Genomic DNA, 14,936 nt, shown 5'->3' with positions numbered 1-14,936 from the left:
CTCTCCTTAAAATTTCCCGTTGTCTATGGCATATTGCAGAGTTGACATCCCTGTATCCACAAGACCTTTCAAGAATGTTTTACCTAAACTTTCGCCATCACTATTGGCGGCTGCTTGGGCTTGGCGTGATTTCTCGGCAATAGCCTCAATGATGTCTTCGCTTTCTTTTTTGGTTAAGGTAGCATGACGTTTGAGCAATTCTTCTTCCACCTTTTTATTGTCATTTAATTTAGCATAGAATAACGGCCCGTATCCTTTTCCGTCTCGCAAGTTCACATCCGCACCCGCATTTAACAATGCTTCGACACGTTCCCAATAATAATCCGCATTTATAGCCAAAGTTAGTGGCGTTTGCTTAGCAAGGTTGTGGTTTACATCAGCCCCATGTGCAATCAGCCATTTCACTTTCTCTAATTGTTTGGGTTTCCACGCCCACATCAAGGCGGTCCAGCCAACTTGGTCTACCGCATTCACATCTGCTCCTGCGTCTAATAGCATTTGAGCTATCTCTAAATTATCTGCATACATTAAAGCAGTATAACCTGACTCCCAACCTTCGTGGATTTCCGCATACGCATTAGGGTTTGCTCCTTCGGCTAATAGTTGTCGCACCTGTTCTACTTTTCCTTTTTTGACGGCTTTGAGGAGTTTGTTATCTTTTTCCCGTTGTGCTTTAGTAACGGTCTGTGCATCTTTTATGAGTTTTATTTTAACTTTACTCCCACTATTTTGTGCAAATGTTAGAGGACTATAGTAAGTTTTCTTTTGCACAAGCCCACGCCAAGGGTCCGCACCTGCTTTAAGTAAGAGTTCGGTAATTTTGCCATCAGTGTCAAATTTCTTTTGAAGAGCTTTCTGTAGCGGAGTGGCGTGGCCTACATATCGGTTTACATCTGCACCTTGTTTAATGAGTGCTTCTACTACCTTGAAATTATCTTGCTCTACTGCAATAAAAAGAGCAGTACAATATGTATTTGCGCTTGAACCATAAATGGCATTAACATCTGGTTTCTCTTTCAAAATACGGAAAGTTACAGCCCCACCGTTTTTCCCTACTGCTGATAAACCAGCTAAAAGAGGTGTTACTCCATCTCTGCCTTTAGCATTCACATCTGCCCCTGCGTAGAGTAACATATCCACAGAAGCTAAATCTCCACGATTGGCAGCCATCATTAGGGGAGTATTGCCGTGTTCATCCGTAATGTTAGGGTCTATCCCTGCTTCCAAAAGCCCACGTACTTGCGAGGCATTCCCCGCTCTAGCGGCCTGTATTAAGGCTTTTTCATAACGCACTTTGGGGTCCTCGGCTTTAGGTGTAGCATTTTGCTGGGCCTTCATCGCCTTATACGTTTTAATAAGGGCTTGGAGTTCGGGGTCGTCGGCATCTTGCGCCTGTGCGAACCCTGCACACAATAAGGAAACTAAAATTAGTAGATTAAGTTTTTTCATATCCTCTCCTTGTAAAATTAAAAGTTATATCCGGACGTCGGACCAAATCTGCATAAACAACCTGCAGGTCTGCCCCCCGATGAGAAAGCACTATAGCTTGCGGGTTGCATTAACGGACGACCGAAAGATTGACAGCATTGGTTACATTCCATAGAGTTACTGGGTTTATGGTTCACACAATACTTACAGGTGTTCCCTCTAAAGTATGTACCCATGTAAGAACAAGTCAAATTGGTGGCATTTTGTTGCTGTTGCTTTGCGGCTTGTGCGGCTTGCGCTTGCGCTTTAGCTTGTTGGGCAGCAGCTTGGGCTTTTTTGTATTCTATCTCGGCTAATAATTGTTCCGTTTCCATGGCCGCTCTTGCTCTGGCATCTTGTTCGTCCATTTCCGCTTCCGTGGGTAAACTAGCCTCGGGTATTTCCACACCACTATTAGCAGAGACAGCATATCCCTCTAACAAGTTCTTTCTAGCACCTGTATCCTTTACTTTAATCTCTGTACGGAAATCTGCACGTTTAGGAGTATCTACCTTATCTAACTTTGCGGTTCCTTGTTTGGCAGGGGTGGCAGTAGGTTTAACTCCGGCAGGTAAAGTGGCTTCCGGTAATTGCACATCCGCACTAGGTTTATAACCTGCCAACTTATTCGTGGGCTTTGTTTCCGTCTTTTCTTCTTCACAAGTGGTCTTCCCAGGCAAGGGTACGCATTTGGTCTTAATCCCGTATTTAAGCGGTTCTGCAGGGATAAGTCGGCCCTGTGGGAGTAGAAACCTTTACGGAAGTACTACCTTTACCCGTTCGAGTAGGTTTGGTAGCTTTAGCAGGCTTTGGGGCTTTCTTGGCTTCTTGCTCTTTATTCCATTCCGCTTCCGTACACTTTACGGACTTCCCATTTCTATCGCAAAAGAATTCTACTTCATAATCTTTTAAATGCACCTTCTTTGGTCTAGCATATTTTCCCTCTTGAGTAGCAGGGGTTGTAGCTTTGGGCTCTTGTACGGGTGCTACTTTCTTTACCTCTTGTGGGGTTAATTTTTGCTCTTTGGGTTGCGTAGGAGTGACAACTTTTGGCTCTACGGGTTTTGGAGCGGGTTTTACGTCTTTGGTATCTTGGGTTTCCCCAATCATAGGCATCGGCTTACCTTTAGGCATAGCGACCTTCGGGGAAGAATTGTGCGGAGTAACCACTTTGGCCCCACCTTGTAATTGCACTTCCTTGGGGTTATTAGTAGGGGTTACATTGGTAGGGACTCTTTGTGCAGGGACAACGGCTTGGGTCTTGGGCTTATTTACTTTTGTGCCTTTCGTACCGCCACCCACGTCCACCGCATCGCTTGGATCCGCATCTACGGGGTCGCTTACTTTGGGGACTACAACGTCCTCTTTGTAATATCTCTCGTCTCCTGCTTGGAAGTATTGCACTTTATCTGCAGGATTATTTGCCGCCCACATACAAATAGGCAGGAGTAATAAAACGGATAGCCCTAGTATTTTACGCATATATGATTCTCCCTTTTGTTCCTACTTAAAGGTATTGTAGCACATATTGCGTATAGGCGACTAAAAAGCCGCCCCTATTGCTAAGATCGCTGTTCATGGCTTTTATTATGCCTACATACTTGTGGACACTATAATTTAAGCAACATAAGCAACATAAGCAACGTAAGCTATACAAACGCTCGGCAGAAAAATGGCAGAAAATGATTCTGCCATATTTCTGCCATATCTTTAAGACAAATAAGCAAGATTAAGCAAATAAGCTATACGGAGAATGGACAGAGTTTGGACACTAAAAAGCCCTCTGATTGGTGTAATCATCAGAGGGCCTATCCTGGATTAGAAAATTAACACAGCTCCGCATCACCCATTCCAAATTGAACTAAAGAACCTTCTTTGGCTTGGACACAAATGTACTGCATATCGGTTTTAGCTTCCATTGTGCGAACAACTGTCGGTGATACACGCACACATGATCCTTCTGTAACCGTTACCGCTTCTGTGTCTAGGGTCATTACCCCATTTCCTTTTAAGAAAATATATACTTCTTCATTTTGTTTGTGTTTGTGATTAAACGGAAGTTTTATCCCGGCAGGCATAGAACTAACAGAAATTTCACAACCTGTTAAACCCAATACATCGTGCAAAAAAGCTTTTCCATTTTCATATTTTGTTGCTACTTCCGATAAATTCCCTACTTCCGTCTTTTTATAATTCGCCATAAATAGCTCCTCTAAATTAAGATACTTTTATTAAAACACAAAATAGTTCTTTTTGTAAAGTAGGCACTATTTTGTAATATAGGTACTTATTAGAAACTATTGGACACAAAAAGATATAATAAAACTATGATAACACGCAAGAATATGTCCCCTTGTCCTGTGGGGCTTTTATTACAGGTAATTGGAAACAAATGGAAAGTGCTCATTATACGGGATTTACTGACAGGTACAAAACGTTTTGGTATGCTTAAAAAGAGTATGGGGTGCTCTCAAAAAGTGCTTACGGATAATCTGCGCATGCTAGAAGAAGACCGCCTAATTACACGCAAAGTATATGCCGAAGTACCGCCACGGGTGGAATATGCCCTAAGTAAGACAGGACAATCTCTCAAACCTGTACTAGATGCCATGGCTACTTGGGGCGAAAAGTATAGGAAAACCCTTACAAAATAAAAACCCTAGCAAGATTACTAGGGACATTTCCTTCCATATCGCCTGGATTTTGGGGATTTGATAGGGAAATAGAATTTTAATAGTGGACAAGAATCAAAAGTTTTTGAAAACGTGCAAAGTAAAAACCACGCGAGAATGCCCGTGGTAGTTTGGTTGTAAATAAATATTTTATTTATAAGTTAACCATCAAATACCTTCCTTTACCATTTTGATTCTCTAACATTTTGATGCAATTTGTCCGAGCAAAAGTAACCATTGTTGCATGAAAGAGCGACAATACCAGTTCTTGTAAGGTATTATCATCTTCTAAATTTTCTATCTTTAGACCTGCTTTGGTAGCTTCAATTGCAGAAATCGGATGTCCATGGGTTTTATGGTTTTGAAAACTTCCAAGCCATTCGGAAATTTCTTTAGCTTTTTTGGCTCCATCATTATCATTTCTAAGCATAAATGCTTGCAACCACGATTCCGCTTTCTCCTTTGACAGACGATTCGTTGCTTCACATAAAGTTAAAATTCCAAACGGCAAATTTTTTATTCTTTCCAACCAAATAGGTGCAGATTCTGGATGTATTGCAACATCTTCCTCGGCACGATTGAATTCTTTCAAAATGGCATGAGCAGGTATTCCATTAATTTGAGGATCAATTGGGCCGATAGCGGATTGTTTTCCCATAATAATTTTATCACAAGCACAACACAACAATGTGGCAGCTGACATTGCCGTTCTAGGGACAATAGCTATAATAGTTTTATATTTGGCTCTCAAGTAAGAGACTATTTGTTCGGTAGCCTCTAAAGACCCCCCATGACTGTGAATTATTAGAAATAATTTTCGAGATTCATCTTTTTGTGGATTTAACCCATTTACTCCAGTCATAAATGATGTGATATCCTCTTCATTAATTGATAACGAAGGGGTTAATTGTATCGGCAAGGGTTTATCAGTGGAAGCGGCATATAATAAAACATCGGCTTGTAGATAATTTGCGAGCTCTTTTAAATACTTTCTTCTAATAGTATCAGGAGCGCCTTTTTGAGCTTGTATAATTTCTCGCTCAATATCATTATAATTCGGCATGAAGCGTTCCCCCTTCTGAGTAGAAAACACGAAGGTTAGTAGTATCAGCCTTTTTCTTTTTGCAAGAGTTTAATATTTCTAATGTTTTAGGAGACATAGAGCTCTCCATAAGCGCTATCAAACTTTCTACTCTGGCTTCTCTTGGCATAGTTTTTCTCCTTTAAGGCTTCTTTTTGAGTTAATCTATCTACAAGCATCAACTTATAGTATAGCAATTTCAGAAATTAGTTCAAGAATTTTCTTAGATTAGATAATCATACGGAATGATTTTGTAGGTATCAGAACTTAGAAATCATCATAGAATTTGATAAATTAACTATTTTATATTGTATCAAAATTAATTATTTTTGTCAATGTTTTTCTAAATACAGACAATGTAGATTCTATCATTATAACGACCAAAAAATAATTACAATCTGTTTTTTATCAAAAAAACCTTAAATTTTAAGCATTTTCAGTAGTTTTTGTATAAGAAATATGGGATCGAATAAGGACTGGCTCGTCGTGGTATCGAGCAGAATTTGGCAGCACAGTGAACCGTAACCCCCTAAAAAGTAACCGCATTAAAATCCGCATCCGCAGTTCATAGTACATCCGGCCTTATGTTGACTCGTAGCACATATTTTATTACAATAAACCTCGTCGTGTAATCCAATAAGTTGCCCTATGCAAAATCTCTATTTAAGTATTCGTTATTTGCTTGTAGGATATATTTTCTGCGGAATTGGCTGGTTGGCGGAAGACGTAATTCAACCGATGTACCCTTACCTGTCAAATTATTTTGAGGCCTCTTATATCGCTTTTTACATATTAACAATGCATTTTGTTACGTTGGCTATTTTTTCCCTGGAAAAAAAATCAAAAACCTTGCGCTTGGCCGGATGGCTAATCGTCATAGCTATAATTTTGGCGATATGGAGCATGATGGCGCAAAAAGAAAATCAAAAAGAAATGCTTTACAACATCTCCGGACTTTTTTCATTTATGTCCGGCTATTATATCATCGTTGAATACAGCAAAATAATAGAAAAATCTCTCGTGTCAAAAGGTAAAAATTTGGCGCACATGATACGAAAAGCAGTTTCTTTTGCAGACCTCTTTTTCATTGTGTTACTGATTCCGATTGCTTTGTCGGCCTTCCCCAATTTAACAAATGCGCTGGTAAATGTAAATTTATATACCTACTACCTAATATGGATTTGTTTTATTGTTTTCTTAATATTGTGTATAATTGAAATGAAGAAAGAACTCAAACAAGAAAGGAAATAATCTATGAAAAAACAAAAATCATTTATTTTATTTGCCATTTTATGTGCCGGTATTTTGTGTGGTTGTACCAACTCACAATTTATCATAGATAAAAAAGCGAACAGCTACACAAATGTTCAGAAATACTCGGAAAGAGACCATTTTTTCTTCTGGGGTATGGGCCGGAAACACAACCACGATTTTTCCGAAATTTGCCCCAACGGAAAAATTGTTAAGATGACCACAAATAATAATTGGATTGATGAAACCCTGGTGGCCTTAACTATGGGCATTTACTATACAAGAACATTTACCGTGTATTGTGCAGTCAATCCGGGCACCAACCATAGAGTCCAACAATAACTCAACCCAACCAAACGCTATAACGTATATCCGCACGTTTCCCCAGGATCGGGGGAGCGTGCATTTTTATGTATCAACTTACTTATTTTTATCAAAGGGCACGCGCTCGGCAGAAAAAGAATTTCTAATTTAACTTGGCTTTGAAATTTTTATAAGCAGTGGCGGCCAAAACAAGTGCCATCCCCAGCAAAACACTGAAGTATTGCCAGAAGAACAAATAATCGCCGCCTTTTAAGATGATATTGCGGAAATTGGTACAGGCATACATCAGCGGATTTAAGTAACATAACCACCGGAACTCTTGCGGGATGTTTGCCACCGGGAAAAACACGCCGGACAGCAAAATAGCGGGTAGCAATATCAATACACCGCCCATCATGGCTTGTTGCTGGGTGTTGGCAATGGTGCTAATAAGCGTGGCTACGGACAGGGCGCAAGCAGCCAATGCAATACCATTAAGAAAAAATTGCCAAACAGTTCCCCGATAGGCAATACCAAATCCCAGAACTCCTATACATAGCATCAATGTCACTACCCCTATACCGATAAAAAAGTACGGTAGCACTTTGCCTAACAAAATATCTGCCGTAGAGGCCGGAGAGGAGATCAATTTTTCCATGGTTCCCATTTCTTTTTCTTTGGTAATGGCCATACTCCCTACAATCATTAAAATAATAAAACTGGTCATGACAAGAAGGGCCGGCACCATAAAAGCCGCTGTGCTCATTTGCGGGTTAAACAAAATGCGTGTATCTAATACAAGGCGCGTTTGTTCACCCAGCAAATACCCGTGGCTGGCTGCTACGCGCGCTAAAATTTGGCTAACATAAGCATTTACCTGTTGTGCACGTTGGGCGTTGGTAGCATTGATAAGTAGTTGAATAGGTTTATTTTGCCGCTCTAAGGCATATTCAAACCCTTGCTCGGGGGCCACCAATACCGCTTCTGCTTTATAAGTAGTAAGTAACGTGGCGGGATCAAATACATTGGTTCCGTCTACGTGGCGTACTTGCTTAAACCAACGGGAAGCCACCGCTCGCGCTTGAATTTCCCGCGCGATGGCAGATGGCTTGCTGACAACAACCATTTCTATATTTTTTACTTCACTGGTTAAGGCAAGCCCGAACATGGTTAATTGGACTATCGGAACAAAAAAGATAGCCACAATCATTTTGGGATCACGGAAGATTTGAACAAATTCTTTGCGAATTAGCCCTCTTACAATGCGTTTGTGTATCATGGCTCCACATCCGTTTTAAAGTTTCGTACGGCCAGCGTAATCATCCCTGTCATAAACAGGAATAATGCAATAAAAGGAATAATGAGTCCGCTTATTCCCGCTCCGCTTAAAAACAACGCACGGCTGATTTGTAAAAACCACCGTTGCGGGAATAACATAGTTACATATTGAAAGAAGGCGGGCATATTTTCAATAGGGAAAATAAATCCCGAAAACATAAAAGAAGGAAGTAACCCTATGGCAAAGCCAAACTGAATAGCAGATTGTTGTTGGCGCGTCATTACCGATATAAGCAGCCCCAGCGCCAGCGCTCCCATAATATAAAACAAACAAGCCGTTAAATAGAGTATAAAACTACCGCGGAACGGAATATGAAACACCAATAGTGCCAGTGCAAATACAAGCAGTACATCAAAGAAGGTAAGCAGAAAATACGGTAACAACTTTCCGACTACAATCTCCAGCGGACGTAGCGGCGTAGAAAGCAACAGTTCCATAGAGCCGTTTTCCCACTCCCGCGCTACGGTTAGGGCCGTTAAAATAATAGCCAGAAATCCAATGATAACGGTACTCAATGCCGGAACAATAAACCAACGGCTATTCAGTTCCGGGTTAAACAAATAACGCGTACGGATAGCCGCAGAAGGCGGCTCGTGCGAAGATAAAAGGGATTGTTGGGTGGCTTGCACAATACCTTGCATATAGGTAGTGGCTAAAGCGGCCATGGTATTGTCTGTACCGTCTATCAAAAGTTGCGCGCGAGCGATCTCTCCATTTGTAAAGGCGGTGTGAAATCCGGGCGGGATAATCAGCAGCCCGCGCATATGGTTTTGTTGGAGTTGCGAATCCGCTTCTGCCGGAGCATGTGCGGAAATAATGTCAAAATATCCGGCTGCGCTGGCTTGTGTTAAAAGTTCGCGCGAGGTATGGCTCTGGTCATTGTCTCGCACGGTAAGCGGAATATGGTGATAGTCCAAGTTAATCACAAACCCGAAAAATACCACAAACACCATCGGAAGCACCAACGCAACGGACAGTGTGAAAATATCCCGCTTGATATGTTTGGCTTCTTTACTGGCAATGGCCATAATGTGTTTAACTAAGGTGTTCATTTCGCTCCCGATATGGCTTTTAAAAACACGTCATCAAGCGTAGGGTCTACCGCGCGCGTGGTAAAATCGGCACGATGCTGTTGGCAATATTTTTCAAATGCCGTGTTATCTGTAACATTTACACGTAATTTACTACCGAAAACAGATACCTCTCCCAAAGATAAACTACGCATTTCTTGAGAGATAATTTGTTGATTACCTTGCGTAAAAGTAAGTTCTATGGGTTTTTGCGGAAAATAGGTCTTCTTTAAATTGTCGGGGGTATCTGTCGCCAAAATATGCCCCCGTTCCATAAGCACAATGCGGTGGCAGTACTCGGCCTCGTCCATATAGTGGGTGGTAACAAATATCGTTTTACCTTGCGAAGACAGACGGCGGATCAGTTCCCAAAATGCCCGACGCGTTTGCGGGGAAGTACCGGCTGTCGGCTCGTCTAAAAAGATAAGTTCCGGATCGTGCAAAATAGAGGCCGCCAACGCAATCATCTGTTTAGTACCGCCCGAAAGTTGCCGCACGGGCCCTTTGGGAATATCCGTAAGCCCGATAAATTGAAACAGTTCTTCCGTACGATTAAGAATTTGCGTACGCGTCAGTTCATACAAACTCCCCGCGATATCCATATTCTCCGGCACGGTCAAATCCGGATAGAGTGTGAATTTTTGGGACATATACCCGATATGCGGTTTGAGCACCGCGGTAGAAGCGGCCACATCTGTTCCGTTTACAAACACTTGCCCGGAAGTCGGATTTAAAATACCGCACAAAGTGCGGATGGTGGTTGTTTTGCCGGCCCCGTTAGCGCCTAAAAAGCCAAATGACAAGATTTTTTACTTGTATAATCGTATCATTCATGTTTCAAAAATAGTTCTGCAAAATTCGTAACGTGTAAATTTTCCATGACACTTTGCGGTTGCCCGTCAGCAAGCAGTTTTCCATCTTGCAATACATGCACTTTGGCGCACCGCTCGGCCTCATCCATATAAGACGTGCTTAAAATAACGGTCATTTCCGGGCCCGCCACATTATAAACAATATCCCATAACTCTTGGCGGGAAACGGGATCTACCCCGATAGTCGGTTCATCTAACAACAAAAGTGCGGGATGGTTTAACAGCACACACATAAGTCCTAATTTTTTATACATCCCCCCCGACAATTTTCCGGCCGGACGGTCCTTAAAAGGGGCCATTCCCGTAGCGGCTAATAACTCTTCTGCCCGTTTACGAAAATCAGATTCGTTCAAATCGTATAAATCGCGGAAAAATTCCAAATGTTCCCACACGCTTAAATCGGGATATAAACTTGGTTCTTGCGGGAAATATCCTATACGGCTTATGGCCTCTTGCGCCGGACATACCTTGCCATGATAGATAAATTCAAAGGTACCTTCGTCAGGTTTTAACAGCCCTTTAATCAATCGTAATAACGTGGTTTTTCCGGCTCCGTTCGGGCCCACAACGCCGTGCACGATACCGGCTTCAAAAACGGTGCTCACCCCTGTCAAAGCCACGGTCGTATTTAGCGTTTTGGATATATGTTCTGCCCGAACTTCAATAGACATTAGTTGATGAACTCCGTTTCCAATGTCATCCCGGGCTTGATGGTTAAATTTTCATCATTTTCAAAGCGGGTTTTTACGCCGTACACAAGCCGCGTACGTTCTTCACGTGTTTGTACGTTTTTGGGAGTAAATTCGGACTGGTCGTTAATCGCCAAAATGCGGCCCTTAAATGTTTTATCTGCTTCCGGCAAATAGCCGCTGACTTCCTGCCCGATAGATAAATTAGCCAGTTCATCATGCGGTACATATACCCATACATCCAGTTCTTTTAAATTGGCTACAGTAAGCATTTTCCGGCCGGCACTAATAAATTCATTGGGTTCATAGTATTTATAGAGCACCTGCCCGTTGAGCGGGCTGGTAAGCGTGCACCAACTTTGCTGCAAAGAGGCCTCGTCATATTGATGCTTTTTAAGATCATAATTTTCTTTAGAACCGGCCGTCGTTTTCAAAAGTTGGGCAGCCCGGTTAAATTCTTTTTGTGTAATTTCTTTTTTTAGGTTCGCCGCGTCACACGTCAAACGTGCTACTACTTGCCCTTGCGTTACCGGGGAGCCCTCTTCCACTAAAATTTCTTGAATAGTATCACTCAAACGTGCGGAAATATCTACGGACACGGCTTCGGCCACTCCGCTGTAATGAAAGGGCGTACTGCGAAAAAACGTCAATGCTACCGTTACTAAAATCAAAAGCACCACTACGGCTATGATAATTCTTTTTTTCATAAGGTCTCCTTACCTAAACTATTTAAAATGGCTAGTTGATTGAGTTGCTCCACTTGTACATCTGCCAGAGAAAGTTGGCTTTCCAACAAATCTAAATTGGCTCGGTCCACTTCAAAGAAAGTAACGGCCCCGGCCTTATACGCCTGATAAGTAAGGCGTGCTGTTTCGCCGGTTTGTTTAATCATATCTTTGAGTAAATTTTCTTGCACTTGCAAACCGTACAAACGGTCTTTTGCCGCTAAAAATAAGGCCGTCAAAGTTTCCCGTGCATCTTGTTTTTCATAAGTTTTGGCACGCGATAATTCCTTTTGTGCCTTGGCCTGCTGACGGTCCTTTCCTCCCTCAAAAAGCGGCATGGAAACGGCCGCGCCCGCACGCCCCAAAAACACATGCTCGCGGATGGCTCCGTTGGGATATTCAAAATACGCACCGCCTTGGAGTGCCACACGCGGATAGAGAGCATCTTTGTAACTGTCGGCCAAATAATTATAATACTGGGCCATTTCCTCTAAAGCCGCTAATTTGGGGGAGTTTTCATCAAACTCGCTTTGACTGTACGGGCGGAATAATTGGAGCGTGTTTTCTAACGGGTCCGTATCTAATACGGCGGATGTTTTATTTTCTTCTTTGGCATTAACAAGCCGTTTATCCGTCGGATACGAAGGAACAATGCCATAATCTGTACCGGTTAACTTAAACAACGCGCGTAATTGCCCGGCTAACGCACTGCGAGCCCCGCTCATAGCGGTTTGCGTTTTTAATACTTGTTTACGAGCGATAGAAACATCCAACTTGCTTTTAGAACCCGCCTTATAAGCCGATTGAACGTCGTCAAATTGTTTTTGCGCAACTTCCAACTGTCCGTTTAACAATACCAACCGTTGCAAAAGTTGTTGTACGGAAAAATAGGCCTGTTGCACTTGTAATAAAATTTGTTTGCGGGCAAATTCATAAGACTGCTCTTGCGCATTAACTACTTTAGAAGCACTTTTTTTAAGGGAACTGCGTGCCCCGTTATCAAAAAGCACCCAACTGGCAGTCGGACCGACGGAATATCCCCAGGTATCGCCAAATTTTAATTCTTGCCCGCCGAATTTGAGTGTAGGAACTTCCGATACCCACATACCTTTTGCATCCAACGATAAAGACGGGTAAAGAGAGGAAGATACACTTTTTTCTTGCGCGCGGGAAGCAAGCACCTGCGCTTGCAGGGCCTGTAATTGAGCCGACGAGTTTAACGCATCGCGCTCACACTGTGCCAAAGAAAGAAATGACACTTCCGCCCCATAGAGTCCGGTTGTTATGATAAATAGTACGAATAGCCCAAATAGTTTTTTCATAATTTCTCCCTATTATAATTTTAGCACATTGGGAGAGACGGCACTTCTAAGATCAAACCGTTGCTTTAGAGCATTATAAAAAAGCCCTCTACCAAAGTAGAGGGCTTTTTTAGTTAAGAAGATTACAATACTTCGTTTGCGGTTAAGAACAACGATTGGGAAAGCGCATTAAAGAAATTTTGATACGCTTGCGGCTCCGTAATAGCCCTTGTACCCTTGGAAGCATTTGCACGGACTAAAATACTATTGCCTTTAGGGCGGACACTTACCGTCATTGTAGTCTGGTTGGTAAAGGAAAAGCCGGAAATAGTACCTATTTCTTTGTCGGCTTTTTCAATGACGAACCCTAAATCTTGCATCGTGGCTACAATGTTGTTCATAACATTTAATTTGTCCGCAGTATCAAACGAACGGGTTTGATAGTTACGGGTGGCTACTTGAGAGGTTTTTGACTCTAAGGCCGCCTGATTCGTACTGACACAGGCCACTAACAACAGGGCCCCCAAACAAATTAAGATGTTCTTTTTCATACATTCTCCTAAATATTATTGGCGGTTAAAAATACCGATTGGGCCAATTTATCAAAAAACCCGGTATATAAAGCGGGGTCATCCAGCTTTTCAATTCTAACAACATTCCCCAAGTTGTCGTAAACCATGCGCGCAAAAGTGACTCTCGTTTTAGTTTGGTGAGCGTTCACTTTTGTATTCACAACGGATACGTAGAACTTTTGCTTATCTTCATATACAGCGCGTTGCCCGTTAAGAGCGGCCAAAACGGTTAACGCGGCTTTCCCGGCAGTAGAACCCGCTTCTTTATTTTTAGTAGCCGTAATTACACCAATATCGGTATCGGATTCCGTAATGGTATAATTCATGTCCTGCAACAACTGGGCCGAGGCCACTAACAATTCTTTTGTATTTGTGGTGTCAAATACCCGCGTTTCTATGTTTCTGCGTTTTAGGTAATTGGCGTCGGGTGCATACAAATTATTGTAAGAGGCACAAGCAGACGCCAAGCATCCCGCAATAAGGATACAAATGAGTTTTTTCATATACTAGAAACTAGAGGAACGATAAGCAAAATCACGCACTTTGCCTTGTTCATCAAACTTAACGATAATAGTTAATGTCCGCTGGGATGATTTTGTAGAGGCCTTGCTTCCACCCGCTCCGACAACAAGCAACCATACCCCTTTAGAAGAGGAACTTCCGTCTACTTGCGTGGACATACGATCATATACCCACGTTTCGCGGCGTTGTTCATCGGTGGTAACCATATTAGGGCTTCCCAACACTTCTACCACTTCGGCAGATGACATACCAACCTTAATTTCTTTTTGGGCTTTTGCAACGGTTAATTTTTCATCTTTTTCAATCGTGTTGCCCGCAGAGGAACAACCGATCAAACCGCCCAAGCACATAAGAGCAACCAATACTAAAGACAACTGGAATGTTTTTTTCATAATTTATCTCCTATTTGAACTACTTATCCCATTATAGTAAAAGTATGTTTGCAAAATCTATACCACTTGGAAGTCTGTTAACAGACGTAAGCGCATTTATTCATCTTGCGCCAGCAACGTATCAATACCGTGTTTTGTCCGATGTAAAATAGCGTCCACATTTGCCCCGTCAACGTCTAAATTCTCGGCTTTAATGCAGTCAGTTTTGGGGATCCCGTAAAAATTCTGTGCAAGTGCTTGCACATACCCATAGCCATACGAATCATTGAAAATAGGCCCCCCGGCCGTTGTTACGTAATACAGCTGCCTTGCTTTGCACAGACCGTAGGGTTTCCCGTCGGCCCGGTAGGTAAAAGTAACCCCCAGCGCATTGATGTTTTCAATATAAATCTTTAACAAGGCCGGGAACGATAAATCCCAAAACGGCGCGGCCACCACTATTTGATCCGCCGCGGCAAACTCTTTAGCCAGTGCAAATAACGGGTGGTCAAAATTGCCCCGGGCGGTCAGTTTGTCCCGCAGTTCAACCATATCTGCGCTAAGCGGTGAAATAGCGGTTTGGGCTAAATTCCGCTCGTGTATATTTCCTGTCAATTTGCCTAAAAGGTACTGCGCTAATAATTGTGTGCGGGAGTTTGGACGAGTGCACGCATTGATAAACAAAATATTCATAGTATAGT

Annotated in this window: 19 protein-coding genes; 3 read left to right on the top strand and 16 right to left on the bottom strand. The window is 42.3% G+C overall.

The window, feature by feature from the left end:
- Positions 1-6 precede the first annotated feature (6 nt).
- The 4 genes from ACQY2W_RS01925 to ACQY2W_RS01910 form a co-directional block, all read right to left on the bottom strand.
- Complete coding sequence (locus tag ACQY2W_RS01925) at positions 7-1,449, bottom strand: ankyrin repeat domain-containing protein (RefSeq protein ID WP_428048894.1); 1,443 nt, start codon at positions 1,447-1,449, stop codon at positions 7-9.
- A gap of 17 nt (positions 1,450-1,466) precedes the next feature.
- Positions 1,467-2,147, bottom strand: coding sequence for a hypothetical protein (locus ACQY2W_RS01920; protein ID WP_428048893.1), 681 nt, complete (start codon positions 2,145-2,147; stop codon positions 1,467-1,469).
- 28 nt (positions 2,148-2,175) lie between these two features.
- Entirely contained in the window at positions 2,176-2,949 is a 774-nt protein-coding gene (locus ACQY2W_RS01915; RefSeq protein ID WP_428048892.1) for a hypothetical protein, read from the bottom strand.
- Positions 2,950-3,293: 344 nt separating this feature from the next.
- Complete coding sequence (locus ACQY2W_RS01910) at positions 3,294-3,668, bottom strand: cupin domain-containing protein (protein ID WP_428048891.1); 375 nt, start codon at positions 3,666-3,668, stop codon at positions 3,294-3,296.
- 144 nt (positions 3,669-3,812) lie between these two features.
- Here ACQY2W_RS01910 and ACQY2W_RS01905 point away from each other — a divergent pair, with 144 nt between their 5' ends.
- Positions 3,813-4,121 (top strand): winged helix-turn-helix transcriptional regulator, encoded by a 309-nt coding sequence (locus tag ACQY2W_RS01905; RefSeq protein WP_428048890.1) that lies wholly within the window; start codon positions 3,813-3,815, stop codon positions 4,119-4,121.
- 172 nt (positions 4,122-4,293) lie between these two features.
- Here the strand turns inward: ACQY2W_RS01905 and ACQY2W_RS01900 are convergent, their stop codons facing one another.
- Both ACQY2W_RS01900 and ACQY2W_RS01895 read right to left on the bottom strand, forming a co-directional pair.
- Positions 4,294-5,202, bottom strand: a complete 909-nt coding sequence (locus tag ACQY2W_RS01900; protein WP_428048889.1) for an SDH family Clp fold serine proteinase — start codon at positions 5,200-5,202, stop codon at positions 4,294-4,296.
- On the bottom strand, positions 5,189-5,350 hold the full coding sequence (locus tag ACQY2W_RS01895; protein WP_428048888.1) for a hypothetical protein: 162 nt from the start codon (positions 5,348-5,350) through the stop codon (positions 5,189-5,191). The genes ACQY2W_RS01900 and ACQY2W_RS01895 overlap by 14 nt, the downstream gene beginning before the upstream one ends.
- Positions 5,351-5,868: 518 nt before the next feature.
- On the opposite strand from ACQY2W_RS01895, the gene ACQY2W_RS01890 reads away from it, so the two are divergent.
- Positions 5,869-6,471: a hypothetical protein gene (locus ACQY2W_RS01890; protein WP_428048887.1), complete on the top strand. Its 603-nt coding sequence runs from the start codon at positions 5,869-5,871 to the stop codon at positions 6,469-6,471.
- Positions 6,472-6,474: 3 nt separating this feature from the next.
- Positions 6,475-6,813 carry a Bor/Iss family lipoprotein gene (locus ACQY2W_RS01885; RefSeq protein WP_428048886.1) on the top strand — a complete coding sequence of 113 codons (339 nt, stop codon included), beginning with the start codon at positions 6,475-6,477 and terminating at the stop codon, positions 6,811-6,813.
- A 124-nt stretch (positions 6,814-6,937) separates the two neighbouring features.
- Here the strand turns inward: ACQY2W_RS01885 and ACQY2W_RS01880 are convergent, their stop codons facing one another.
- The 10 genes from ACQY2W_RS01880 to ACQY2W_RS01835 all read right to left on the bottom strand — a co-directional run bounded on the left by ACQY2W_RS01880 (position 6,938) and on the right by ACQY2W_RS01835 (position 14,928).
- Positions 6,938-8,053: an ABC transporter permease gene (locus ACQY2W_RS01880; protein ID WP_428048885.1), complete on the bottom strand. Its 1,116-nt coding sequence runs from the start codon at positions 8,051-8,053 to the stop codon at positions 6,938-6,940.
- A complete protein-coding gene (locus tag ACQY2W_RS01875) occupies positions 8,050-9,165 on the bottom strand; it encodes an ABC transporter permease (protein ID WP_428048884.1) in 1,116 nt (371 codons plus the stop codon). Before ACQY2W_RS01875 ends, ACQY2W_RS01880 begins: the two co-directional genes overlap by 4 nt.
- Entirely contained in the window at positions 9,162-9,986 is an 825-nt protein-coding gene (locus ACQY2W_RS01870) for an ABC transporter ATP-binding protein (RefSeq protein WP_428048883.1), read from the bottom strand. Before ACQY2W_RS01870 ends, ACQY2W_RS01875 begins: the two co-directional genes overlap by 4 nt.
- Positions 9,987-10,009: 23 nt before the next feature.
- Positions 10,010-10,726: an ABC transporter ATP-binding protein gene (locus ACQY2W_RS01865; protein ID WP_428048882.1), complete on the bottom strand. Its 717-nt coding sequence runs from the start codon at positions 10,724-10,726 to the stop codon at positions 10,010-10,012.
- A complete protein-coding gene (locus ACQY2W_RS01860; protein ID WP_428048881.1) occupies positions 10,726-11,451 on the bottom strand; it encodes an efflux RND transporter periplasmic adaptor subunit in 726 nt (241 codons plus the stop codon). Before ACQY2W_RS01860 ends, ACQY2W_RS01865 begins: the two co-directional genes overlap by 1 nt.
- The gene (locus ACQY2W_RS01855; RefSeq protein WP_428048880.1) at positions 11,448-12,791 is read right to left on the bottom strand and encodes a TolC family protein; all 1,344 of its coding nucleotides are present in this window, start codon (positions 12,789-12,791) and stop codon (positions 11,448-11,450) included. Before ACQY2W_RS01855 ends, ACQY2W_RS01860 begins: the two co-directional genes overlap by 4 nt.
- A gap of 122 nt (positions 12,792-12,913) precedes the next feature.
- Positions 12,914-13,321, bottom strand: coding sequence for a hypothetical protein (locus ACQY2W_RS01850; RefSeq protein ID WP_428048879.1), 408 nt, complete (start codon positions 13,319-13,321; stop codon positions 12,914-12,916).
- A gap of 8 nt (positions 13,322-13,329) precedes the next feature.
- A complete protein-coding gene (locus tag ACQY2W_RS01845; RefSeq protein WP_428048878.1) occupies positions 13,330-13,845 on the bottom strand; it encodes a hypothetical protein in 516 nt (171 codons plus the stop codon).
- A 3-nt stretch (positions 13,846-13,848) separates the two neighbouring features.
- Positions 13,849-14,256 (bottom strand): outer membrane protein assembly factor BamE domain-containing protein, encoded by a 408-nt coding sequence (bamE, locus tag ACQY2W_RS01840; protein WP_428048877.1) that lies wholly within the window; start codon positions 14,254-14,256, stop codon positions 13,849-13,851.
- 96 nt (positions 14,257-14,352) lie between these two features.
- Entirely contained in the window at positions 14,353-14,928 is a 576-nt protein-coding gene (locus ACQY2W_RS01835) for an NAD(P)H-dependent oxidoreductase (RefSeq protein ID WP_428048876.1), read from the bottom strand.
- Positions 14,929-14,936 lie beyond the last annotated feature (8 nt).

Origin of the sequence: Candidatus Avelusimicrobium caledoniensis, assembly GCF_902756455.1 — a bacterium.
Lineage (GTDB): Bacteria > Elusimicrobiota > Elusimicrobia > Elusimicrobiales > Elusimicrobiaceae > Avelusimicrobium > Avelusimicrobium caledoniense.
Note: the sequence above shows the minus strand (reverse complement) of the source record. Positions and strands in the feature narration are given on the sequence as shown.